This window comes from Bradyrhizobium sp. CCBAU 11361, from assembly GCF_028128935.1.
Classification (GTDB): Bacteria; Pseudomonadota; Alphaproteobacteria; order Rhizobiales; family Xanthobacteraceae; genus Bradyrhizobium; species Bradyrhizobium niftali.
The window spans coordinates 1-24,256 of sequence record NZ_LBJZ01000145.1 but is presented as its reverse complement, the minus strand read 5'-3'; the positions used below and the strand labels follow the sequence as shown (position 1 = coordinate 24,256).

Below are 24,256 nucleotides of genomic sequence, written 5' to 3'. Positions count from 1 at the left end.
AAAATAGGCTCTGTTCGCCCCCGATTTCGTCGGATCCGATTTCTTCCAGCCATAATGATGATACGAGCTACGGCGCAGGCCGACCTTTGACCACCGTTGGGCCGGGTTAATCGTGACGCCTCGGCCACGCACCTCCCTCGAGGTAACCGTGGTCTGCACCAAACACATATCAAGCGGTCGGCCGGCACTTGCATTTTCAGGCGATCAGACACGCATTAACCAGCTTGGCCCCGCCTACTGAGACTATGCGAGCGCAGGTGGGACTGAATTGCTGCCGAAGATGATCCTTTCTCTCCATCTATCCCTTAACGGGGCGCACTCGTAAACGACCGCTTCCTAGCGACGTTGCACTTTTACACCATCGGCGTGATCTAATCTGGTGCGCTTAGCGCGCCAACTGGCTTGTCCGAACTGCCGTTTAAAGCTCAGTCCGCTGTACTTGGCCGCGGATGCACCCAAGTGAACGATTCCTGCCAGGCTGCCGTCGCGAAACGTCCCTTCGAACTCGTAGTCCAAGGCCAAGGGATCGCCCGGCAATTGCGAAAACAGCTGCAACTTCGGTCCAACTATTTGGCCTCGGCAGTTGCTCGACACCTCGGCGCCCATGTGCTTGCCCGAAATATTTTGACCATCCTGTAGCAGAACGAACGCATGTACAGTGCTGCCGTGAAGAAATTCGATAAAGACCTGCCATGCTCCTGCTAGCTCCTCAAAGTCCTCCTGTGGTGGTTCAGCTTGCGCCAAAGGAGGTTCTGCAAGGGCATGAATGATTACACGGCCAACGATCTCGGCCTCGACTTTGGTCAGATTGGTCGGATCGACTACGATCCGTTCGGGGCGCTGCCAGCAGTCGCGTAACATAATGCGCGGGCGCCGGCTGGCCAGCTTTTTGACAACTAAGCCGGCGCTTATTGGGAATGTTTTAGCCTGCCAGGAGACCGCTATTCGTGGATTGCAGAATGCGGAGTCTGGTTCCATCTCTTCGACAGAGAGGCCAGGTACACTCAAAAATTCGCGCGTCATTATCGAAATACACTCGCGCCATCTTTCCATCGCACGAGCGGCCCCTCCCTTAACCCATTCCTCCAACGCGACGTAAGCGCCAATGATCTCGTCTTTACCGACCTTCATTGACCTGCCAAACGATTGGCCAGCAGGTCCGTTCAGGTACGCCGCTCTGCACAATCGTTCCGAACCAAGCAAGAAGCCGGTAGATTGCGGTCCGCTGATATACTTCCCGCCTGAATGAATCAGCAGGTCGGCCCCGTTTTGAAGCCAAACGTTGGGAAATCTTGGGGCTTCCCCGGCCCCATCTACAATCAGCGGAATTCTGAGTTGCCTGGAGCGCAGAGCGATTTCTTCGAAGGGCAACACCGACTTTGGAATATCTGAAGCAACAACGCATATTGCTGCTATATCTTCAATTGGAAGCTGTTCCAAGTCTGAGGCACGGCCGATAGGAAGCACCATACAACCGACTGCTCGAATTGCATGCTCGTAAGCCATCCGTTGATCAGCAGCGACAACGACCGCCTTCTCGCCGCGTAACGGGAGCTTCAGCATCTTCTCTGGATCGTTACCCGCTACGCAAGCAGCAACAGCCTGGCTCACTGCTGCTGCACTTCCAGCAGTCACGAGCCCCCATTCGGCACCGGTGAGCGCAGCCAATTTTCGTCCAATCGCTTCCGCCAGTTCATTCAGAATGACAAAGCCTCGACCAGAGGCTTCCATTGCGGCGAGCACAGATCGTGTTGGATTGCATCCGCCATAGGAGCTACGCACGCCGGTGCAATTAATGATCGGTTCAACGCCAAGATCGCGGAACACTTGGCCTGCGGCGGGGCCGTCGTGCGGCGCACCATCGCGATCAATATCCAAGCCCATGCAAGCACCTCCTGTAAGGCTTTAGGGAAGAGCCGAGCGGATCGCATTGCTGACCGCAAGCAACCAAGACAAGTGCGAGCGCGAGCGCGCACAAACGCTGGGCCCTACTAGGCCAGTACTCGCCGTCCAAAGAAAGCGGCTGGAGCCGGTCTTCAAAATCTTCTTCCCGAGGTCGACAAGGACTCGCATAGCGTCGCAGGTCATGAACTCTGCCACGCCCACCATCCAATAGCATGCGATTTGACGGAGGCCTGTCATGCCGCTTTTCCCTCCTCCGTGCCACCCATGACGGCAACCCGAAACATGAGGTCCAGCCGGCAACTCCTGCCGCGCAGCGGGTAAAAGGATCAAAACTCGTGCCACTTTGCTGATTACGCCGGGCCCTCTTTTATTGCTTTTTAGTCGGTTCGGCTCTGCGACACGGTTGAACACCTGTGTCGCGAACCCAACAGGCCGGACAAAGCGTATCGTTCCTCTTACCGTTACCGAGACTTTTGCCATTCTAAGGATCTGAGCGTGAGTGCGTCATGAAGCGTATCCGGCGTTGACGATGTAGTTGGCGCATTCCCGCGGCGTGAAGCAGTCTAGAAGGCACCAATGCGCTTCCAGGCTGCATTTGCGGTCGCCCGGCGGCCTTTCGGAGCCGGGTCTTGAGTTTGGCGGAGACCTCGATTGGATTGAGGTCGGGGCTGTAGGGCCGCAGGAAGAACAGCTATGCGCCTGCGGCGCGGATGGCGCGCCGCACGAACTTTCCCTTGTGCTGCCGAGATTGTTGATCATGACAAGCGCCGGGCCTGAGGGATAGCACCAACACCTGTTCGAGTCGGCCAGGAATCTCTCGCCGTTGATCGGCCCGTCGATCACACACCTAGCGCTGATGCGGTCGTGGCGCAGCGCTACCAGGAACGCCAATATCCGCTAGCGGCCGTGAAATGCCTTGGCGACCAGCCGCTCACTGCGGCGCGTACGACCGCGGCCCAGCGTCATGTTTGTCTTGGCCCAATGGTCGAGTAGGCCGGGGCCCTTAAGCGTCGATCGCGTCGTTGGCCCAAAGCAACGGCAGAGCCAAAGTCTCAGGCATACTCAGTATGCTCCGGATTCTTTGTTGCCCCAGAACTGGTAGCAGAACTCGGTTCAGCTTTGACGTATTCTGTAGGCGAAGTCGATGGCTGGCGACCAGAGCCACGACTTATGGGCGGCCGGCAGTGGGACCGATGTTTGACGCCACCAGCGTCTCAAGAGCGGTCATGCAAGATAGCGTCACAATTTCGATTGCGAGCTGGAAGCCAGGCGATGGATTTTTAGCATCTCGACTGGTGAACCTGAACCGCCAGGTCACGGATGAGACATGATGACTCAGCTCTTCGAGCCTTCTTCGCGTAGCTCGGAACCGCCGATTGTCTTTGTTGGCAGGAACCGACGCGGTAACTGGGTCGCCCGCGAACAAAGGGGCTCCTTTGGCGGCCTTTTTGTCAACCGCGCCCAAGCTTTGAAATACGCTTTTGTCGAGAACGGCCGCCATCCAGAGAGAATAATCGAGGTGACGCGTGAGATCGAACTCGATTTTCGGACCGATCCATGAACTACATGCAAAGAGTGTAGGCCGATGCGTTGGCCTCCTGCCCCCATGACCGGAATCCCATCACTCATGTCGTGATAGCCTCGTGCGATGATCAGATCTCAAGCTGTGGCGTTATCCGACTGGACCTTTTGATATTCTGTGAGCAGCGGTTACTAAGGCCATTTATTCACGAACAATGTTGACGGCTTTAGAGGTAAGCTCGCTTTAAGCTGGCCGACCCGATTCGTTCATTTTCTATCAAGTTTCCGAGCGTCTGCGCTCGACACACAGCTAGCCTCGACCGAAAAGGCAGGCAAATCGCACGCTGGCGAGTTTTGGTCCTCTCAGCGATGAGAGGACCCGAGGCACAAGGCAATCAGCTGCTGATTGAAGAGAGGACCCGAGGACGGAAGTATTACGGCGTGCCCCTCCCTTTCTGCCCGTCGACCGCGAGATGCCGCTGCTCAGATTGGTCGAGTTGAAGTAAGCACCGGACGGGTCGCCTGGCGTCGCGCCGCAATAGCTATATTTGCCGGTACCGCCCCCCGGTCCAGGCGTTACGAAATCTCCTCAATGCCAGGCGGGCCACCGTTTCCACCGCCCCACCGTTGCTGCCGTCCCCCAATCTAGCCCGCGGAAGAGAAACACAATGTTCAGCAGACCAGGTGGGGTCGACCCGCTTGGATGGAGCAGTTCGCCGACCACGAGATACACGTCTTGGAGCTGCTTAGTGAATACCCAAGGCCGGGGCCGCCGGGCCCCGAGGATAGCCGGATTTCGCTTCTGTTTGTCTCGCCTGGATGATCCCGCCCGTTGCATCGGGTGCTCCAGGGCTCCCGTTACCGGCGCTGAGCTTCGGTCAGCGCCCGCAAAACCTGCGCCGCCGTAATTGATAGACGGTCGACATAGCGTCAGGGAACAACGATTCGGTGACACGCACCGAATAGCTCGATCGAAAACCTCCAAGTTTGTGATGTTTTTATGCCGGTTATAGCCAGTGGTTTGATGACCATCGAAATGGCTGCCTCCGCGCATGAGAGCTCGTGCGCTTGTGGCTTACAATGTGCGCCGGATCCGCGTCGAGCGCGGTATTCCGCAAGAGCAATTGGCCTACGATGCAGGCGTTGATCGCTCATATATGAGCGGACTTGAGCGCCAACGGGCGAACCCGACAATCGATCTTCTCGATCGCCTTGCCGAGACGCTCGGCATTGCTGTTTCCGAGCTGTTTGTTCGGCCATCCAAGGGTGCGCCGCCGCCCGCCACCTTACCTAAAGGTCGCAAGCCGAACGCCGCACGCCGCAAAAGAACATAGCCCCGTTACAGCACCGAGCTGTTGACGCAGATCTTCTGCGGTACTCGGGCGCCACGTGGATTTTATGCACAGTCGACCCGATATTCGCGGGAATCCTCCTATAGACATCGAGTAATGTGATGGATATTCATTCTGACAACCGGAGGAGACAGTGGCGGCTCAAGACGACGAAGTTCCTTTAACGCCATCCGAGCTTTTGTGCCTGTCGCCCGCGAAGGCAGCGTAATGCGCGCCGCCACCAGCCTGGGAACGACGCAGAGCTCGGTCAGCCGCTATTTATCCGTCCTGTGGGACTATCTCGGTGCGGACCTCATCGAGCGGCGCGGCCGACGCAGTGATTTGACCGAGTTCGGAAGACTTTTGCTAACGCAGTCTTGAACCGCTCAAGACGGTCGGCTTCACCGCCAAGCGAATGCGGCGGCGGGCCGGCGCAAGCACCAATCGGATTGTCGTCCGCACATCGCTATCGACTTTTGCTTCCTCGCTTCTGATTCCAAATCTGCAAGCGTTCTCAGCTGAATCGGGCGGTGTTATCGTGGACGTCGTCAGCTCGCTATCGCCGCCGACGTCTTCGGATGACTGCGACATATTGATTACACGCGACCTTTTGTTATCGAACCTGCCGATAGTTGGGATATCTACAATGAGGAGCTGATATACGTGGGACCACCAAATCTGGTCGCGGGCAGAGAGCTCTCGTTCGAAGGCTGAAGCGATGGCCGTCGGTATGACATTCAAAGTGACGCAGGACATGCATAGCGGAGATGCAACATATCCGAATTGTTCATCCGACGGTACGCCTGCGAGGCAGGCGTCTGCAATGTGCGGACGACATCAAATACTATTTGCAGACGCTAACGACTCCAACACTTGCCTATGCAGCTGATGCGATCTCCAAGCTACCATCTCCTTCCAATCTAACGCCTGCGGGTAATAGTGCTTTTTCGTAGCACTGCGAATCTCCTGACCAAGCTCCGAGTTCACGTTGTCAGGACTGTATGCGAAGAGCCAGTGGTCACGACGAAGCGCAATGCGCCCTCCAGGTAGAGGATAGGTTCCAAACTCCGGCCCGACGTAAGTGCCGCGCTCTCCCAGTATCCTCCTCCAGAACAGATCTTGCGTGCCCCTAAGCGAGACGGAGGACGAGGTGCCGACGTCAGGCGAGGTGACCGAAGCACCGAAGATCCCAACGGCTCGGTCGTAGTTCGACTGTCCTGTTGACTGCTCGCACTGCAACTCGCCATAGCCATACGGGCCGAGACCGGTGTGATAGTCTAGAATGATCACCTCGTCGCGTGATGCCAGATCATAGTCTACTGCAATTTTCTCGAGTGTTCTCCTTGCCTCTGTACGCTCCTTACCTCCATAGAAGATTCCCTCCGGCCGGGAGTATTGGCCACCCGAATAAGCCAATCGGAATTTCTCAGTGCCTTGGGTCGCCTGGTACAATGTTAAGGCATCATCCGCGCGCCGAAGCACTTCCTCTGAGATGTCCACCGGAACCAGGTATTCGGCGAGCTCTTCGTAGTCCGGATTTTGCGGCAGCGGCTTGGAGAAATCTATGAAGTTGCGGTTGAGGTCCACCCCTTCTGCTGTGACGCGGCGATCCCACGCGAAGCCGTAACAATTTAGTGCATGAATGATAAGCACCGCCGTCGCGGCTGGTAGTACGTTTTGTAATTTGGTCTTGAGAAAAAGAAGTTGGGCAGCGGACCCGCAGTATCCCTCTACACCATGAGAGCCAGATACTAAGACGAGGAGCTTTTTCGCGCTAACGGGTCCAAAGTACGCCACGTCTGTAAATAGGTCCTCGCCATGTGGGCCTTTTACGCTGCATTCATAGGCTTGAGAGCCTGGTGCAATCTCACGAAGCTTTTGACGAGCTTCGAAATAGTTATCCGAGAAGACAATGAGAGCCGCTTGTGCAGCTACGTCGAGGTTCATTTTTATTTTCCACAGAACGATGTTTGCGTTGCGTCATCCACAATGTAAGGTAGGAGAAGCTCTCTCTATCCTTATCTGCGGATAGAAGCGACGCGCAACCACCAAAGCGGGAACGATGCACCCCCGCTCCTAGATTGGTCACGCTCCTCCCGTATGACTGTAAAAGCGCCCGGAAGCCGTGTCCCATATGGACGCAGACCGAAGCTTCTCGATCGTCGGACAGTGATGGTGGTGTTGCCAACTTCGGTAAGCAGCAAATACATTCCGTCTGGCCGCATCGGGCGGAGGTGGTGAGCGATCAGCTATCGGCTGCTGAGTTTGCGAGCCGATGTGAGCCTCCATGCCAGCGACTAATTCGGGAACTAAGAACTTTCCGTGGTTGAAGCGTTCGCCGACCGTCTTGAGGCGCTACGCAGCTGCGCCGACGCCGGTCCGAACGAGTTCAAGGAGCAAGTTGTGACAGAGGCGTCTTGAGCCTGGCGTGCATGTAGCGGCGATCCTCGCTGCATCAGCATTCACCCGTCTCAGTTGCTCGCCTGCCACCGTGATGCTCGGGGTACGCATACGACGAAGGCCGCCAGATTGGCACATGCGCGTGAGAGCGGCGAGCTCTATGATGGCTGGGCGTTGCGTGAAGGTCAGGCGGCCTGCTGATCGGCGGGTTTGTCGGTTTTGCGCAGGAGCTTCCATTCCCAGGGCAGCAGTTCGTGCAGACGCGATGCGGGAAGATCGGCGATGCGGGCGAGGACGTCGGCGAGCCAGGCTTTCGGATCGACGTCGTTGAGACGACAGGTCGTGATCATCGTCAGCATGATGGCGGCACGGTCGGCACCACGCTGGCTGCCGGCGAAGGTCCAGTTGCGCCTTCCCAAGGCGATGCCTCTCAATGCGCGCTCAGCGCAATTGTTAAAGGGCATGATGTTTTCAGCGCTCAAACCCGGTGGAGAGGACTGGTCGTCCGGATTAGTCTGGCGAAGCCGGGATAGGGGCGCTGGAGCACGAAACGGTGGCAGGCCGCCATGACCATGAGCTGTGAGCTCGCTTTGTTACTTGGCCGCCCCCTACGACTTGCCCGGCTGCGCTGCGAGCGCGGATCCGTAGATGTCGTGCAAGCCACTGGCTCCTGAGACAAAGGAGAACTAAGCATGCAAATCGTCGGCATGGACATCCACCGATCGTTCGCCCAGGTGGCGATCCTGGAGGACGGAACAATAATCCGACAGCTCCGCGTAGATCTCGTCCACGATCGGCTTGTCGCCTTTGCCAAGACACTCAGCCTCGAGGATGAGGTGGTCATCGAGGTGACGGGCAACAGCGCGGCGGTCGAACGTATTCTGCGCCCGCACGTTAAGCGCGTCGCGGTCGCCAATCCGAGGCTCGTTCGGGCGATCGCCTATGCGCGAGTCAAAACGGACAAGGTCGATGCTGGGACCCTGGCAAAGTTGCATGCTGCCGGCTTCTTGCCGGAGGTCTGGGTTGCTGACGAGGACACCTACAGCCGCCGGCGCCAGATGGCCGAGCGCGCTGGCGTCTTGGCGCAGATCATCCGGATTAAAGGACGCATGAAGGCTGTCCTGCATGCCAACCTCATCCCGCCCTACAAAGGATATCTCTTCGGCAAGCGCGGACAGCATTGGCTGGACAGTCTGCCTCTTCCATCGGAGGAGCGTGCAATGCTCCGGCGTTTGGTCGCGGAACTCGAACGCGTGACGAAGCAACTGTCGGAGATCGACAAAGTCGTGGCCCAGCAGGCTCTGGACGATCCACGGGCTCTCAAGCTGATGACGATCCCCGGCGTGAGTTCGGTTGTCGCATCGAGTATACTGGCCTCCATCGGCGACATCGCACGCTTCCCGTCGCCGGATAAGCTCAGCAGCTATTTCGGGTTGACTCCGCGGGTTCGGCAGTCAGGCGAGCACCCGGCACGGCATGGCCGGATCTCGAAGCAGGGCAACCGTGACGCCCGCAAGATGCTGGTTGAGGCGGCGTGGTCAGCCAAGACGGCGCCGGGTCCGTTGCGAGCATTCTTCAACCGCACGCAGAAAAAGCACGGGGCCGGGGTCGCAGCCGTCGCGACGGCGCGCAAGCTCGCAGTCATGATCTGGCACGTCCTGACGACCGGGAAGGACTACGCTTACGCGCGGCCAGCGTTCACGGCGATGAAACTCCGGAAGGTGGCTCTGAAGGCTGGGGCTCCCCGTGCCTACGGCAAGGCTGGCCCGGGCCGGGACTATTGGATCAAGGAGATCCGCGAACGGGAAGCTGGTTACGTCGCACGCGTCGAGCAGGCCTATGAACGCATGGTGGCTGCCTGGAAGGAAAAACCAAAAAAAGTTGCTACGAACTGAAGGTAAGGACTTCTCAACACCATCCGTGGTCAAGCAGATCCTGCCATCGTCGAGGAAGCGGGCGAAGTCGTCCCAGCGCCTGAGCATGTAATTCATAGGCTTCAGAACCTCGGAGGAGCGCGAGAGGGTTTCGCGCTCGCGGAGCAACCAGGCGTGCATGTCGCCGAGAAGCGGCTTGCTCTTTTCCTGGCGCATGGCGCGCCGCTCTTCGGCGCCGCAGCCGTTAATGGCGCGCTCGATCTCGAACAACACATCCAGGCGCCTGACCGCCTCCAGCGCGATCGGAGAGACCGGTTTACCCTTCTTACCTTCCCAAGCATTCTTCTCGATGTCAGCCAGCTCGAAGAAGCCCCGATGCGCATGGGCGAAGCAAAACGCCGGCGTAATCGGCAGCACCTTCTTCTGCGGGTCGAACAGCGGCTCGAAGCCGTTGTAGCAATCGGCTTGCAGGATACCGGCGAAGGCGGCCAGATGCTTCTGGGGATGCTCGCCTCGTCGGTCGCTCGAGGCGTAATAGACCGCCGCCGGCGGCGCAGGCCCGGCAAAGGGCCGGTCATCCCGCACATAAGTCCAGATCCGCCCGGTCGTGCACTTGCCCTTCGCCAGGATACGGATGGTGGTGTCATCGCCATGAAGGCGCTCGGCAGCGAGCACATGGCGTTCGATCAAGTGGAAGAGCGGCATGACGGCGAAGGTCCCGTGGCCGACCTGGTCGGCGAGCGTCGACAGCGGCAAATCGATCCTCTCGGCCTTAAAGCGCGCACTCTGGCGGTTGAGCGGGATATGCATGCCGAACTTGTCGAACAGGATCGTCGCCAGCAATTGTGGGCCGATGAAGCCGCGCGGCGTGGCATGGAACGGCGCAGGCGGCTGGCTGATCTTCTCGCAATCGCGGCAGGTGAACTTCTCCCGTACCGTCTCGATCAACTTGAAGCGGCGTGCGATCTCCTCCAGCGTCTTGGTCACATCCTCGCCGATCTTCGCCAGCTGCGATCCACCGCAGCAGGCGCAGCTCGTTGGAGCCTCCATGACGACGCGCTCGTGTTCGATGTCGTCCGGCCAGGGCTTGCGCACCGGCCGCTTGCGCGTGAAGGGGCGGACGTTCTGCGTCTCGCCGCTGCGGCCTGCGCCGCAAGCTCATCCTCGCTCGCCGTGGCGACAAGGTCTTCGAGCTCCAGTTCCAACTGCTCGAGCAGCCGCGCCGTGCGCTCGGAGCGCTGCCCGTACAGTTCGCGTTTGAGCTTCTCGATCCGCAGCTCGAGATGCGCGACCAGCGCCTCGTTGTCCGACAGCTCTGCCTGCGCGCTGGCAGCCATCGCCCCAGCTCGCAGCCGCGCCTTACGCTCGGCCTGCAGCGCCGCCAGGGCACTGACAAGGTCCGATGGAAGATCGTCCGGCTTTGATATCATGAAGCCATTGAATCAGATCAAGCCGCAGATTCAAACCTGTAAAACGACTAACCGACCCGCGTCGGACGCTGGGTTTCTTGAGGGTTGCGCCAATCGATCCCGGACAACAGATAGCTCAATTGCGCCGGAGAGATCGTTACCGATTCACCGGCAACCGATGGCCAGATGAACCTTCCTCTCTCGAGTCTTTTGGTAAACAGGCATGCTCCCTGGCCATCGTGCCAGATCATCTTCACAAGATCGCTGCGGCGACCGCGGAAGACGAACAGATGACCGCTGAGCGGGTCTTTGCGCAACACCTCCTGCACTTGGAGTGCCAACGACGGAAAGCCTCTGCGCATATCCGTGTAGCCTGTCGCGAGCCACACTCGCGCGCCGGTCGGAACCGGGATCATCGGCGCACCAGGGCATCGAGAACTCGCCGCAGCGCGTCTCCATCAACGTCACCGTCGACCCGGATGCGGTGTCCGCTACCGAGATCAATCTCGATGATGCCCTGGCTCCTCCGTCGACGCGCCGGCGCCGTCGTCAACGGCACTTCGGTCAGGTCCCGCGGCGGCACAGACGGCCCAATCTCGACCGGCACCAACGGCGCCACACTCGTTTCACCGTGCTTGCAAAGCTCTTTCCGCCACCTGAACAGCTGGCTCACATGAAGGCCAGCCATGCGAGCCACCTCGGAAACAGTGGCTCCGGGCTCGAGCGATGCTGCAACTAGCCGTTCCTTCTCATCCTGTGACCACCGCCGCCGCCGCTCGACCGATGTGATCACCTCTGCCCGCGAAACCGTCATAGCGCTTCTCCTAGGGCTCAGACTCAATTGATCCAATAGGCGACGATGGCGGCGAGGTGGACGGCAGCCAAGAAGTTCCTGGCAAGTTTGTCGTAGCGAGTTGCGACACGCCTGAAATCCTTGAGCCGGCAGAAACAGCGCTCGATAACATTGCGCCCTTTGTAGGCGCGTTTGCTGAAGGTGTGGAGGGTCACCCTGTTGGATTTGTTTGGAATGACGGGCTTTGCGCCGCGATTGGCGATTTCGGCGCGAAAGCCGTCGCCATCGTAGCCTTTGTCCCCAATGAGGGCAGACATGGGCGGCGCGAGTTTCAAAAGGGCCGGCCCTGCGGCAATATCTGCGTCTTGTCCTGGAGTGAGATGAAATGCGCAAGGTCTGCAATCAGGGTCGCTCAGCGCGTGGATTTTCGTGATCCGCCCACCGCGCGAGCGGCCGATCGCCTGTTCATGCTCCCCCCTTTTCCGCCGCTCGCCGAGCGATGCGCCTTGATCGAGGTGGAGTCGATGGACAAGGTCACGCCATCCTTGCCGCAGCGGGCGAGCGCTTCAAAGATCGCCTGCCAATGTCCCCGCTTAGCCCAGCGATTGAAACGATTGTAGATCGTCGTGTAAGGACCATAGTCGGGCGGGCAATCGCGCCAGCGTGCGCCGCACTGAAGCATGTGAATGATACCGCTGATGATGCGTCGATCGTCATCGCGCGCCGGGCCGGTCTGGTTCGTTGGCAGATGCGGCTCGATCTGAGCCCACTGCTTGTCGTTCAGCCAGAACAGCCCTTTGCGCACCGAAGTCCCCCGTCCCGAATCAACTCGGTGCGAAGGAATCAGAGATCGCTAACTAGGTACAGACCCTAGGATTACCCCTAGGACCTGCAGCGCTCGCGTCCGTCAAACAAGGCGGCCCTCAATGGAGGGATACTGCTCGGGCCGAGCCGCATTGTCTACGGCACTCGAGTTGCGAAGCCACGGTGGCTTGTGTTCCAGAGGCAGTGACCTAAATTGCCATTGCAATGTCGTCGCGCGCGCCGGCGTGAGTGTCGACGAGACGGGGCTTGCAACGGGTGACCAGCCGTCCGTGCGGCGTGATCCCCTGCGGCCCGAAGGTGTTTCTGGCCAGCTATCCAGTTGTCGACTTCCGCACGAGGGCTGCGCTCTTCCGGCTTGCGAAAGAATGGAAATGCTTTGCGCGATAAATGCGCTGATCGGGAAGCGTCCCTCTGCCAAGAGGTACGCTATCGTTCCAGAGCGTCAATATATCAGTCTGGGGACAGTTACCTTGCTCTTGTGAGCTCGTCTTCCGAGAGCATAGCTGTACCGATGATGCCCTCTCTTTGTAATTGTGCAAGCTCGTCGTCAGAGAGCCCGAGTAGCCCGGAGAGGATCTCTGCGTTATGTTGTCCCAGCGTCGGTGCGGCTGCGCGGATCGCATAGGGCTCTTTGCCTTCGCGAATCGGCATCGAGGGCTGCGGATGCAAGCCAATGAATTCTCGCTCGACCGCCTGCAGGAACCCGCGCGAGCTGAGATGCGGATCCTTGAGCAGGTCGATTGGAAGACGCGCCACACCAGCTGCAATCCTGGCGGCCTGCAACTCCAACATCGCCTGATTTGCATCGCGCGTGAGCGTCCAGCCTTCGATGCCGCTCTCGATCACATTCTCGATGACCCGGCGCCCCTCCGCAGATTTCAGGGATGGATCCGCAGCCCAGTCTGGCCGACCGATAAGTGTGGCAAGCCTCTGCCACATATCCACGTCCGTCGCGGCTATCACGATCCAATCGTCCTCACCCGCACAGCGGAAGCAGCCATGCGGCACAAACTGCGGATGTCGATTGCCATACCGTATTGGCGGAACATGGTTGATTGAATCGACAGTAATCCATGGCGCCACAAACGGCATCATGCATTCGATCTGCGCGAGGTCAATGAACTGTCCTTGGCCGGTGGTGCGGGCATGAATCAGCGCAACGAGCACCGCAGCACAGCCGTTCAACCCGCCCACCGCATCCCCGAACGCGATGTGGCTCATAACCGGTGGATCGCCAGGATGCCCGATCACGCTCGGCAGCCCCGACCCCTGCTCGAGTGTCGAGCCGTAGGCCCGGCAATTGCAATAGACGCTGTTCGAGCCAAACGCTGACATCGACATCACAACGAGGCGAGGATTGAGAGTTCTGAGCACGTCGTAGCCAAGCCCGAGCCTCGGCAGTACATCGACCGAATAATTGTTGACGGCAATATCGGCTCCTGCCAATAGGCGTTTCGCAAGAGCGAGCCCTTGCGGTCGCGTCAGGTCGAGCGTGATGCCGCGCTTATTGCGGTTTACCATGCAGAATCGAGCGGTCTTTTCGTACATCCGCCCGTCGACGTAAGCAGCCCGCCGGTCAACGCCGCGCCACCAATCTGGATACTGGATGGCCTCGATCTTGATGACATCAGCACCGAGGTCAGCCAATGTACGGGTACACAACGGCCCCGCCCAGCCCATTGAGAAGTCGATGACGCGAATTCCGTCCAATGGTGGCCCTGCGACATTGATGCGGCCCGACGACGCCGACGCAGCGCCGGTCACATATCTTCGGATATTCGCGACAGGCTGCTCCTCGCCCAGAGCCGGAACCCTTCCGCCGCGGCGCGGCGGCGTCAACGTTAGTCGCTGCATTGAGCCAACCGTCAGACCTTCTTCTTCACCAAACACGACGGGCACAATCGCGCCGCGTTCCTTCTTCTCCGCATCCTGACGCAGATCGGATATCTCGGGTACAGGCACGATCGGGATCTTGCGCTTCAGACCCTCAGCAAACCATTCCTGCGCGGTTCGCGTCTTCAGCCTCGGAACGAACTGTCGTTCGATTAGCTCCACGTGTTGCAGACGATCGACGCCCAAGAACAGAGCCGGGTCATTGCCTAATTTGGGCAGATCGAGCATGTGGCAGAACGCCCGCCATTGTGCCGGAGTGATTGCGGAAACACCGATCCATCCATTGCTTGTTTCGTAAATGCCGACTGGAAAGTTTGGCCAGAACCGGTTAATGCCACTCCGGTGCATCAGGTCGCCGCGCTGAAGCGCTTCGAACATTAGATACTCACTCGGAGCGAGGCTCGATTCGAAGATGCTGAGTGACCACGACCGTCCTGCCCCGCCGTGCATTCGCGCGAACGCTGAAGAAGCAGCGGCGATGAAGCCCCATAGGCCAGCAAGGATGCCCGTCTGGAAATCCGGTGCGAGCAACGGCGGCCCCTCAACCGGTCCTACCAGCTTGATGAGGCCCGCGAGCGCGCGAACGGTTGAATCTGTTGCAGAGAATCCCGCATAAGGACCTTCGTGGCCGAACCAGCTTGCTTCGAGATAGATCAACCCGGGGCATCGCTGCCGGATTGCCCTGATATCTATGGCTGGACAATCCGCAGGATCAACATCGCGCCCATCGAGCAGAATATCGCAGTTCTCAATCATTGCAGTGAGCCGGGTGATCGCATCGGGTTCGGCGCTATCTATGACCGTGCTTGACTTGTTGTAGTTGAGGGACGCGAACCACGCGCTGTGGCCGCCCCTCGTGAGTGGTGCACTGCAACGAATTGGATCACCTGCCGGCGGCTCAATCTTTTGAACATCGGCGCCGAAGTCCGCAAACAGCCGCGCACAATAGCTCGTTGCAGCCGAGCTACCAATCTCGACGATCCGCAGACGAGACAACACTCTCATTAGGGGCTCCATTCTTCCAGCCACGCTGATTCTCAAAAGATATCATCTGCCAAATATGCCCTCCTGCCCCACCGCATCGTTCGCCATGAACTGATACGCGGGCTTCGTTTGCGAGGAAGTGGGAAGCAGTCGGACCGAACGCATAGCAGTCCGGCTGCAACATTGCGTCTCGCCGACCGAGATCGAGCGTCGAACTCAAAGACCCAGGCTTAGACTGCCCTGCGGTACGCGGCGACAGGACACCGCCGGTTGCAGGATCCGTTCTGGTCGCGCCCCCTCAGAGACAACCATTGTGCCCGGCTTGCAGCATTTTTTGTAAGTGAACTCTTCGCCACCTCCGATCAACGCATGCTTTCGTTCCAAATGCCAGGCTATCGACTTATGCGGCGAATTCGCCGCCCGTGATGTCGATCGTTGCACCGGTGATAAAGCCCATCATCGGTGAAGCCAGGAAAGCCGTGACGTGCGCTACCTCTTCAGCGGTTCCAAAACGGCCAACCGGAATGCGGTTAAGGGCGAGGCGGTTGACCGCCGCATCGGCTGACCCAGTCAGATCACTGAGAACTCGCCCTGGAGCGATACAATTCACAGTGATGCCGTATGGAGCAAGATCTCGTGCAGCAGCGCGCGTCAATCCGACCAGTCCTGCTTTCGAAGCAGCATAATGAGGTCCTGCGATCATTGGGATGGCCCGGCCGGCAAGCGAACCCACGTTGATGATGCGCCCATAGCCTTTTGCAATCATCGATGGCGCTGTAAGGCGTATGAATGTGAAGGGACCGGTGAGATTGACATCAATGACGCGCGCCCATTCCGCGGGAGACGTCTGCGAAAGCCAAGGCGCATTTTGATCCATACGTTTAGGAGAGATGCCAGCATTGTTCACCAGAATCGATATCTCACCCCAGCGCGCGCGGATCCGATCAACAAATCTCTCCGCCTCGTCTTGTCGCGTTACATCGACCCTCTCGGCATAGAGTCGATCTTCGGGACGCTCGAGAAGATCAAGCGCTCGCTCTACATGTTCTCCCTTTGTCGCGACAAACGCGACTAGATAGCCATCGCTCAAGAACCGGCGCACGATCTCAAATCCAATCCCGCGTGCTCCTCCGGTCACGAGGGCAACGTGCCTTCCGCTTCGGGTCATGAGCCTTCCTGGTTTTAACATGTTCGTCAAACGGTTCGAGTTATAAGCAAGCCAACGCCAGAGAGTTGAGGCGACGCGATCGGGAGAGATCATCGCGGCTATCGCTGCCTCCTTACAATCCGCTTGGCTTTATGCTCGCATTGTTCAGAAATCATGCCCTGAAGACTCTGTCTCCGAGAGAGATGGAACATCATACCAAAGCCCTAATGGACTATCCTCCTAGACTACACGCAGCAAAGTTGTGTGCCTGTGTGCGTTTAATGTTTCTCACCCGGAGTAGACTCTCACGGATGGACACGCCAAAGACACTTAATCCTCCGAAGATTGCGTTCGAACGATTGATCGAGCATGTGACGGACATGCATCCTCCGCGACACGATTATGGAAACGTCTTCGCACTGAGCAGCAACTCCACGGACGTCTCTCGCCGATTTCCCACCAAGCGCCTTAGCCAGGACCGGCGCTACCGCTAGCCATGTTACTCGCCAGGATGCAATCGCAGAGTCGCTCTATATCGCGGCCTTCATGATCGGCCGTAATGCACACTCGAATTCCTGCCTCGCCTTGCCCAACTGTCGGGAAGAACGTCACCGAAGTGTAGAATCCGCTGTTCAAAAGCTCTTTCGCAATTGCGATCGCCTTGGCTTCGGACCCGATAGCGATCATTCTGATCGGAAGTGAATTGCCTTGCTCGGCAGTTACGACACGACGGTCGAAGACTTCGATCCGTTTTGCCAACCGCCCCTGACGTTCGCCAAGTTCTGCTGAGCGATGAATCTTGCATGAGCCAAGCGCCGCGCCAACCGCCGCCAGATTGGGGGCAACGGAAAAGGCATAGGGAATCGAGTACCGCCGAAAGAGCGCCTCCTGTTCCTCCGTTCCTAACATCAACATGCCGCCAGATGCACCGAATCCCTTGGCCAGCGAGGCGACTATGATCGTTCGTTCACCCAACACGAGCGGAAATTGAGAGCGGGCAAAACCTTCGCCCCGTGTTCCGAACAGCGATATGCCGTGAGCATCATCGATATAGAGAAAGAGACCATAGCGTTCCTGAAGCTGGCGCAGTTCTTCAATGGGCGAATTGCCCCCCATTGAGTAAACACCATCGCATACATATGCGACCACTGGATGTTTGCGACACAAGCATTCAAGCGCGTCAGTGTCGTTGTGCGCAATCGTTTCCACCTGGGTCTCATCAGCGATTACTGGTTTGTGATAGGCCAGAGATATGTGCGCGCTTCGATCGAATACAACGATCGGCTTCCTTCCGCCAGTCAACTGGCCCGAAGCAAGGAGCGGCATCGCTCCAAGATTCGCGAGCATGACCGTGGAAAAGGCGATCACACGTGCGTCAAACATCTCCGACAGATTGGATTCAAGCGCTGCCAGAAGGTCAAAATTGAGGCGCGTGCGCGCACATGACCAATGCAACGAGTGATGCGCCTTAATCGCATCAATTGCGCCGGCAACGACTACAGGATGATTGTCCAAGCCCAGGTAGGAGCAGCGCACGAAGTCAACTATCTCCGGCCGACTGTCGAGTGGACCGGTGCCCAAAGCAAAGCGGCGTCCAGTCGTGGAACGCCCCTGGACCGCCATGAGACCGGCCGCGTGGGCTGCATCAAAGTACGGCCGGCTCTTATTGATCATGTAGGCCGTATTCCGGAAATGTCCGATCGGCTGGCCACCGTTGGAAGGGGAGCTCCTTTGTTGCATCTCATTCTCCCATCTGCCAAGCATGCGCAATCGACCGGGCAGATCAGCGGGCACGACAAGTGCCTTCACTACGTCGGCCAGGACCGGAAGTCCTGTATGTACATCGTGAGGGCAACTAGATTGTGCCCCTTCATTTAGAGGACTTAAGCACCGACGATGTCGCTTGGCCAACTACCAAGTCGGATAGGCTGCGGCGCAAAGAGTTGAGTGTCACGCTTCCATGTCGGACGGGGCCACTGTCACTATAGGCGCGAGCGAAATGCCCCCCGATTCATCGCCCAAGCGGTGAAGTCATTCCGACTGCGGCGCTGCAGCTTGCAGCTGTCCTTGAAGACCAGCGCGATGCTTTTAGGGATCGCTACCCGGGCTCGTGTGATGTAAGTTTAAGAGGACAGCTGCCAAGAGGAAGCGACTGCAGCAGTTGTGGCGCTCTGGAAAACATCGCCGCAAATCAGCAGTGGGCTGCTTACGGAAGAATGCATGGCACCGATAGATCTGCACCGTGCCGGATCTGCAGCCCGCCGTCAACATAAGCTTGAAGCTGTTGCGAGCGATCACATGCTGTCGGCTTATACCTCAATCCGTTCCGTCCGGTTTGCTCGTCACCGTGGAGCTTCAGATGTAAGTGCTTGATCGCTCCCAGTTAGCTGCTGACGAACGGACGCGTAGGCATAGTAGCGACGTTGGCGATCGAGAATGCCCATAGCCGTGCGGCGCCTATAAAGAGACGCCCATAAAGATGAGCCACTTGAAACTTATTTTCTTGGAGCCACGCCATCGACCTTTTTTTGGCAGGATCCTGATTCCCATCTAGTTGCCGCAGAACGGCATTTTTGCCGAATGGGCGCCCCCACGTGAATTCATTCTGAATAAGTACCTATCGTCCAACAAACCCCGTTTGGGCGACCCACGGCATTGCTTTGCTGAACGAACGACCTGCCGCACATGTCGAGCCGGTCGCGCTCGCGTCCTGGCTAGCGCGGCGGAGTTGACCTAAGTTGAGAAAGCGATGCGAGAAGGGAGTACCCATTCACGAGCCAAACTAAGAACTCCATGCCCGTCACCCCACCAGGCCCGACAGTGATCGCCGCCGAGCCGCGGATTCGTCCGGTCCAACTAACCGACGGCGTTCTGGCTACCAGACACTCCCGGCTCGTCTCGCTGTGGCACCCCGGTGAGGCCTTCTTCCATCTCCATCAGGCAATGGACCGCAAAGCCGATCATCGCGCGCAACGACCGTAGGGCTGTGGAGGCGGCGGGCGCACCGGCCGCGCATTGCCGACCGACGTCCCAAACTGCCGAAGCTTCCGACGTTCCTCAATGAGGTCAGGACCGAGGGCCCATGCAGCCTTTCCGGCCCCACATGGCCCTAGCGGATGGCACCGAACGACCACTGGGCATCCCGACACTGGAGGACAAGGTGGCGCAGCCGTTCGTAAACTGATCAGAGTTGTGCACCTCACGCAACTTGCATCTCTCCGGTTCATCATTCGCCAAGTTTCGTGAAGAACGCCGGTGTCGCAAGTCGGCGAATAAGGCGAATCGTACCTCCCGGTTCAGTTCGGCCTTGTTCGCTATCTGAGGGTCGACGGGCGCATCATCCAGGTGCTGCTCGACCATCCCCGTCTGACCAGCACGGGTGGACCACTGGAGCGCCTATGTCAAGCCACCGGTCAGTGGGCCGAACAGCGCTGGCTTATTTCGCGACATCGCGTCTAGATGCGATTCATGCACATCCGACGTGGCCAGACCGTGACGATAACGCTGAAGGGACGTTAGCTTCGCGGCGGGAGTTCGGAAGTCGCCCTTCAGTGCTGTCGGTGCCCACGGGCGAGCGCTAATTACCGTACGTCGCACGCAGTAAAGTCAGCGGTCGTAATCCTTATGCCATTTTATCAACAGTTGGCTTATCATCCGGGCTGCTGCACATGTCCCTGGTTGCCAAGCCTTGGATCAGTTTGTGCTCGGTGTCCATAGTGGCTTGCTACGTCGTAGCCGCTGCTACTACCGCCTTAGGTAGTTATCGTCGGATTAGTGATGATCTATCTTTGCGAAAGCGAATTTCTCGCTCCCAAATGTATATCGAAATACTCAAGATGAGATGTCTGATGGCTGAATCTCGGCGATGCGGAGTCACCGGCGCGAAGCTGCGAATCGCAATTGGCAGAAAGCTCGCGGCCAATAACAAGCGCTTCCCGAGAGGGCTGACAGCCACGTGTCAACTACTCGATTGGGCCCCCTTTGCGCTCCCCCGCAAGATCTCTATTATGGCCGCAAGCCTCGGGTACGGGTGACGAGCATCAGCACCTACGACGCCTCAACCAAGGCTTATGTGCAATGACTCGTCTTCCGCCACCAACGGATGCTCCTGATCCGACCGAAGAGCTCTTCCATCCGGTTGTGCTCAATCGTGCCGATCGGATAACCGGAATGGATATTGGCGTGGCCGTCAACCGCCGAGCGGCTGTTCATATTAGTTTCCGCGACTTGCGACAGCCCGGCGCGTTCGCCGTGGACTACTACAAAGTTGATGGTATCTCAGCAGATATCGCCTCTCATGGTGCCGCCTGCCTTACCATTTTTCTCCACCGTTCCGACTGCGGTACTGTTCTCTGCCATGCCACCGGCTCCCGAGCTCCTCGAAACAACGATAGACGCATGGTCATCCCTGGTTGGCGGCTCTCTATGAGAGAACTTGCCATCGTTGACCGTCCTTTTAAGGACCAGCCGATTGTTGCAGTGGGTAATCGACAGATGCGTGTCTTTCTTGCATTTTGGTTCGCTATAAAAGCTGGATCGAAGTTTGCGCCGGACGCTATCGCCGTGGCCATTGCTAGACCGCGGATAACCGCCTTCGTTCAGCACAGAATCGTTCATTATTATCGATGTTTCGATGCCCGTGAGATAGGCCGGGAGGTGTTCGCCGGAAAGCAGGGTCTTCGTGTGCGGCAGGTTTGTCGCGTTCGCAAAACAATCGGTCCCCCTCTCGTCATTAGTTGGCCGACTCTGAGGCTTGCAAACCGTTGCATTCCACACCGGGTTATTCGACCGCAGCACGATAAGCGGTGGAATGGCGAATTACTGCCTAGTTGTTACATCAGACCACGGGCTCTCCTTATAAAGAGCAGCAGCAACAACAAGCTTTCCAGGGGCCGGGGAAAGGCAGCTACTTCCACCCTGCCACAGTCTCGCCAGCGGCTTGTCTGTGGACGTTCGGACCACCCAGTTGCTCAGATGGAATGCTTCAGCCCGCAATTCCTAATTATACTCCCTCGCACGCTCCTTGAATTCAAGGAGTTAAACATACAGGCACTCCAGTGGTCGCGCAAAAAGATCTCAGTAGCCTGATCGGGCGCGTGGTGGTCGATGTCCAACAAAAAGAAGGTCCACCATGATTCATAAGGTATTTGATCGCAGCGGCGCGATGTACGTCAAGACTGTGCTACGAAAGGGTCGCGGCGTATTTGCCAATGTTGCCTTCAAAACTGGTGATGTAATTGATCGAGCTCCAACGTGGGGATTTGGAGATGCTACAGCCGAGCTACTAGATCATACGGGACTCTTTGAGTACTACTTCGTGCGGCACGATCGGCACCTCAAAGGAGACTCTGTAATAGGCTACGTGGTTTTCGGGTGGATCTCAATCGTGAACCACTCCGTAAATCCAAATGCGCGAATAGTGTGGACCGATGAAAAGTCTGGCGCGTGGGTGAGCATTGTCGCAATAACGGATATAGAGGTGGATGAGGAGATTACACACCGCTACACGAACATCTCCGCTTATCCTCCTACCATCAAGTTCATCGAGTAGGCATACATCGTGGAAGCCAATCGAAACCCATTGAAGAGACCAGAGCTTTAAGTCCGATCCCCAAGGCTCCGAAGGCGCAGTGTGCATCCGTCGCGGTGCGACCTGATCCGAAGTAGCAACAGCCACCCGGACCTCACTCCCAGATAGACCGACGCTCAGACCGAGCCCGGCACCCAGAAGCGAGTGGACCAGCGCTGCGAAGCAGATCGCAGGACGCCAACGAATTGGCGGTCATCCGACGCTCCTCTGAATCCCGCCTAGCTTTTTTTGGCGGCGCTCGTCAAGGAGCGCCCGCGACCCTCCACTCCGGCAGAGCTCTATGTAGCGCGGCAATCTGGGTAGGAAGCGCATTGCCTCGCCTTAATCGTTACCGGATGCTGAGCCGTTGCCTCACGTAAATTGCTCCCCTGAATCGGGGACGAGCGGGGGCGCAGATGGGGCGGCTGAGCATGGCAACGCGGAAGGAACTGACGGCGGCGGCGGGCGTGCGTTATCGGCATTCGGATCGCGCGAAGAAGGCACGAATATTAGACGAGTTCGTCGACATCACTGGGTTTCATCGCAAGCATGCGATGCGACTACTTCGAGGCCAGGAAGACGCACGCCCAGGCCGACGGCCGCGACGTCGGATCTATAATGAGGCAGAACACAACGCGCTCGTGCTCCTTTGGGAAGCGTCAGATCGGATCTGCGGGAAGCGGCTCAAGGCGTTAATGCCTGCGCTGATAGAGGCGATGGAACGGCATGGCCACCTCGACCTTGCCCCCGAGATCCGCGCCAAGCTTTTGGCGATGAGCGCTGCGACGATTGACCGCGTATTGGTGCCGATCCAAGAAAAATTGGGTCGCAAGCGCCGGCGGCACACAGCGCATTCTCTGCGTCGCAATGTTCCAATACGGACGTCGGCGGATTGGAACGATCCGGCGCCAGGATTCGTCGAGGCTGACCTTGTAGCGCATAGCGGACCATCTGCGCGCGGCAGCTTTATCCAGACCCTCGTGCTCACGGACATTGCTACCGGCTGGACAGAGTGCGCTCCCCTGATCGTGCGCGAACAGACGCTGTTGAGCACGGTGCTGACGGAATTGCGCAAACATTTGCCTTTTGCGCTGCTCGGCCTCGATACTGACAATGATACGGTGTTCATGAACGAGACGCTGAAAGGCTATTGCGAGGCAGCCAACATTGTCTTCACGCGTTGCCGTCCCTACCGGAAGAATGACCAGGCGTTCGTTGAGCAGAAGAACGGCGCGGTCGTGCGCAGGATGGTCGGCTACCGTCGGTTCGAAGGCCTGGAAGCGGCCGAGCTGCTGGCAGAACTCTATCGAGCAGCGCGGCTGTTCGTAAACTTCTTCCAACCCTCGTTCAAGCTGATAGCCAAGCAGCGCGACGGTGCTCGTGTGCGCAAGACATACAGCGCGCCGGCAACACCCCACCAGCGCCTGGCCGCCGACGCCCGCACGCCTGACGCAGTCCGCCACCATCTCCAAGAAATCTATGCCGCTCTCGATCCGGTCGCGTTGTTGCGCGACATCCGCGACGCGCAGGAGCGCCTCGCGGCCCTCGCGGATACCCAACCAATCGTCCATCCTGCTGCGGCATCGCAATCGACCGATCGCTTCCTGGCAAGCCTGCGAACGGCCTGGAAGGACGGAGCTATGCGACCGACGGATCGGCCAATCGTGAAGGCGAAAAGAGGTCGGCGTCGTCCCGACCCGCTCATTCGCGCAACGCCAGATTTGCGAAAATGGTTTGAAGCCGAGCCCTGGCGGACTGGCAGCGAACTGCTCTCCCGCCTGCAGGTGGAATATCCTGGAGCCTACCCGAACAAGCTTCTTCGAACGCTTCAACGGCGGCTTAAATCCTGGCGCAGCGAGCAAGCGAATGCGCTGCTGTTCGCTCCTACGGAGAAAATGCCACCAAGGTCAGAGGTCACGACAACGCAATGATGTAGCGGCTGCCAGCGGAGGAGGCCGGGCGCTCCGAAACCCCGGCCATCTCCGCACCCGGCCTCCTCCTCAACCCAAGCCAGGAGCAAAATAAATGAGGCAACCGATCGCGCCCGGGAGCATCGATACGTGAGGCAATACGACTTCCATCCTGATCGCCGCGCGACACCTGCCGCGCGGCGATTAGGGTGGAAGTGGAGCGTCGACCAGGATGAGAGGCTACGCCGGGCTCGTGACGCAGGGAGGGCGTAGCCCGACCGGAGTTACGAGCCCGGCGTCGGCGCGATCCACAGCGGACCGCGCCGACTGGTGATCGCGGCCGGCTGGTTATGCAAGTGGTTCTTCCGCCAAGAGGAATCACTCGCGTGCCAGGCCGACACATTACCGATCACCAAATGAGGCTCTACATGAAGTACCGTCAGACCGATAGCCCACCCGTGGCCGCCGCCAAGGCGTCGTTCAGCACCTCGACCGCTTACCGGATCGAGAAGGATCGACGCCTTCCGTCGCAGAAGAAGGCTCCTCGCGGCCGTCGCCGGCCAGATCCCTTGGCCCGCGTATTTGAGACAGATATCGTGCCGATGCTGAAGGCCGCCGCCGGTGTGCGGCCGGTCACGATCTTCGAGGAGTTGCTCCGACGCCATCCCGAGCTCGGCGCCGGCATCCGTCGCACG

13 protein-coding genes and 4 pseudogenes are annotated in these 24,256 nt (G+C 58.4%); 7 read left to right on the top strand and 10 right to left on the bottom strand.

Annotation, left to right across the window (positions count from 1 at the left end; all coding sequences use genetic code 11):
* Window positions 1-336 precede the first annotated feature (336 nt).
* Window positions 337-1,884 (bottom strand): hypothetical protein, encoded by a 1,548-nt coding sequence (locus tag XI08_RS12460; RefSeq protein WP_271574603.1) that lies wholly within the window; start codon window positions 1,882-1,884, stop codon window positions 337-339.
* A gap of 1,348 nt (window positions 1,885-3,232) precedes the next feature.
* Here XI08_RS12460 and XI08_RS12455 point away from each other — a divergent pair.
* From XI08_RS12455 to XI08_RS12445, 3 genes are all read left to right on the top strand, one after another.
* Window positions 3,233-3,466, top strand: a complete 234-nt coding sequence (locus XI08_RS12455; RefSeq protein WP_271574602.1) for a hypothetical protein — start codon at window positions 3,233-3,235, stop codon at window positions 3,464-3,466.
* A gap of 1,012 nt (window positions 3,467-4,478) precedes the next feature.
* On the top strand, window positions 4,479-4,760 hold the full coding sequence (locus XI08_RS12450) for a helix-turn-helix domain-containing protein (protein ID WP_271574601.1): 282 nt from the start codon (window positions 4,479-4,481) through the stop codon (window positions 4,758-4,760).
* Between the two features lie 225 nt (window positions 4,761-4,985).
* Complete coding sequence (locus XI08_RS12445) at window positions 4,986-5,138, top strand: LysR family transcriptional regulator (RefSeq protein ID WP_271574600.1); 153 nt, start codon at window positions 4,986-4,988, stop codon at window positions 5,136-5,138.
* Between the two features lie 456 nt (window positions 5,139-5,594).
* Here XI08_RS12445 and XI08_RS12440 read toward each other — a convergent pair whose 3' ends face one another.
* Window positions 5,595-6,704, bottom strand: a complete 1,110-nt coding sequence (locus XI08_RS12440; protein ID WP_271574599.1) for a DUF2817 domain-containing protein — start codon at window positions 6,702-6,704, stop codon at window positions 5,595-5,597.
* 638 nt (window positions 6,705-7,342) lie between these two features.
* Window positions 7,343-7,612 (bottom strand): annotated as a pseudogene (locus XI08_RS12435) (transposase domain-containing protein); the annotation flags it as partial.
* Between the two features lie 252 nt (window positions 7,613-7,864).
* Here XI08_RS12435 and XI08_RS12430 point away from each other — a divergent pair.
* Window positions 7,865-9,052 carry an IS110 family transposase gene (locus XI08_RS12430; protein ID WP_271574604.1) on the top strand — a complete coding sequence of 396 codons (1,188 nt, stop codon included), beginning with the start codon at window positions 7,865-7,867 and terminating at the stop codon, window positions 9,050-9,052.
* Here the strand turns inward: XI08_RS12430 and tnpC are convergent.
* The 7 genes and pseudogenes from tnpC to XI08_RS12395 form a co-directional block, all read right to left on the bottom strand.
* Window positions 9,047-10,461, bottom strand: a pseudogene (gene tnpC / locus XI08_RS12425) (IS66 family transposase); the annotation flags it as partial. The gene XI08_RS12430 and the pseudogene tnpC overlap by 6 nt on opposite strands.
* A 47-nt stretch (window positions 10,462-10,508) precedes the next feature.
* A complete protein-coding gene (gene tnpB / locus XI08_RS12420) occupies window positions 10,509-10,856 on the bottom strand; it encodes an IS66 family insertion sequence element accessory protein TnpB (protein WP_165124204.1) in 348 nt (115 codons plus the stop codon).
* The gene (gene tnpA / locus XI08_RS12415) at window positions 10,853-11,254 is read right to left on the bottom strand and encodes an IS66-like element accessory protein TnpA (protein ID WP_271574598.1); all 402 of its coding nucleotides are present in this window, start codon (window positions 11,252-11,254) and stop codon (window positions 10,853-10,855) included. Before tnpA ends, tnpB begins: the two co-directional genes overlap by 4 nt.
* A 23-nt stretch (window positions 11,255-11,277) precedes the next feature.
* A pseudogene (locus XI08_RS12410) lies at window positions 11,278-12,038 on the bottom strand (IS5 family transposase).
* A 485-nt stretch (window positions 12,039-12,523) separates the two neighbouring features.
* Window positions 12,524-14,956, bottom strand: a complete 2,433-nt coding sequence (locus tag XI08_RS12405) for a CaiB/BaiF CoA-transferase family protein (protein WP_271574597.1) — start codon at window positions 14,954-14,956, stop codon at window positions 12,524-12,526.
* Window positions 14,957-15,335: 379 nt separating this feature from the next.
* Window positions 15,336-16,196: an SDR family NAD(P)-dependent oxidoreductase gene (locus XI08_RS12400; protein ID WP_271574596.1), complete on the bottom strand. Its 861-nt coding sequence runs from the start codon at window positions 16,194-16,196 to the stop codon at window positions 15,336-15,338.
* Between the two features lie 354 nt (window positions 16,197-16,550).
* Window positions 16,551-17,822 (bottom strand): aminotransferase class I/II-fold pyridoxal phosphate-dependent enzyme, encoded by a 1,272-nt coding sequence (locus XI08_RS12395; protein WP_271574595.1) that lies wholly within the window; start codon window positions 17,820-17,822, stop codon window positions 16,551-16,553.
* A gap of 3,391 nt (window positions 17,823-21,213) precedes the next feature.
* Between XI08_RS12395 and XI08_RS12390 the strand changes: the two genes are divergently transcribed.
* From XI08_RS12390 to XI08_RS12380, 3 genes and pseudogenes are all read left to right on the top strand, one after another.
* The gene (locus XI08_RS12390; protein ID WP_271574594.1) at window positions 21,214-21,633 is read left to right on the top strand and encodes an SET domain-containing protein-lysine N-methyltransferase; all 420 of its coding nucleotides are present in this window, start codon (window positions 21,214-21,216) and stop codon (window positions 21,631-21,633) included.
* A 434-nt stretch (window positions 21,634-22,067) separates the two neighbouring features.
* Window positions 22,068-23,582: an ISNCY family transposase gene (locus tag XI08_RS12385; protein ID WP_271574593.1), complete on the top strand. Its 1,515-nt coding sequence runs from the start codon at window positions 22,068-22,070 to the stop codon at window positions 23,580-23,582.
* Between the two features lie 365 nt (window positions 23,583-23,947).
* Window positions 23,948-24,256: pseudogene (locus tag XI08_RS12380) on the top strand (IS21 family transposase); the annotation flags it as partial.

What these genes read in the sequence shown, in the direction of transcription:
- XI08_RS12455 (WP_271574602.1), top strand. Translation starts at nt 3,233, where the DNA reads ATGATGACTCAGCTCTTCGAGCCTTCTTCGCGTAGCTCGGAACCGCCG.
- XI08_RS12450 (WP_271574601.1), top strand. Translation starts at nt 4,479, where the DNA reads ATGAGAGCTCGTGCGCTTGTGGCTTACAATGTGCGCCGGATCCGCGTC.
- XI08_RS12390 (WP_271574594.1), top strand. Translation starts at nt 21,214, where the DNA reads ATGATTCATAAGGTATTTGATCGCAGCGGCGCGATGTACGTCAAGACT.
- XI08_RS12385 (WP_271574593.1), top strand. Translation starts at nt 22,068, where the DNA reads ATGGGGCGGCTGAGCATGGCAACGCGGAAGGAACTGACGGCGGCGGCG.
- XI08_RS12395 (WP_271574595.1), bottom strand. Translation starts at nt 17,822, where the DNA reads ATGCAACAAAGGAGCTCCCCTTCCAACGGTGGCCAGCCGATCGGACAT.
- XI08_RS12460 (WP_271574603.1), bottom strand. Translation starts at nt 1,884, where the DNA reads ATGGGCTTGGATATTGATCGCGATGGTGCGCCGCACGACGGCCCCGCC.
- tnpA (WP_271574598.1), bottom strand. Translation starts at nt 11,254, where the DNA reads ATGACGGTTTCGCGGGCAGAGGTGATCACATCGGTCGAGCGGCGGCGG.
- XI08_RS12445 (WP_271574600.1), top strand. Translation starts at nt 4,986, where the DNA reads ATGCGCGCCGCCACCAGCCTGGGAACGACGCAGAGCTCGGTCAGCCGC.
- XI08_RS12405 (WP_271574597.1), bottom strand. Translation starts at nt 14,956, where the DNA reads ATGAGAGTGTTGTCTCGTCTGCGGATCGTCGAGATTGGTAGCTCGGCT.
- tnpB (WP_165124204.1), bottom strand. Translation starts at nt 10,856, where the DNA reads ATGATCCCGGTTCCGACCGGCGCGCGAGTGTGGCTCGCGACAGGCTAC.
- XI08_RS12400 (WP_271574596.1), bottom strand. Translation starts at nt 16,196, where the DNA reads ATGATCTCTCCCGATCGCGTCGCCTCAACTCTCTGGCGTTGGCTTGCT.
- XI08_RS12430 (WP_271574604.1), top strand. Translation starts at nt 7,865, where the DNA reads ATGGACATCCACCGATCGTTCGCCCAGGTGGCGATCCTGGAGGACGGA.
- XI08_RS12440 (WP_271574599.1), bottom strand. Translation starts at nt 6,704, where the DNA reads ATGAACCTCGACGTAGCTGCACAAGCGGCTCTCATTGTCTTCTCGGAT.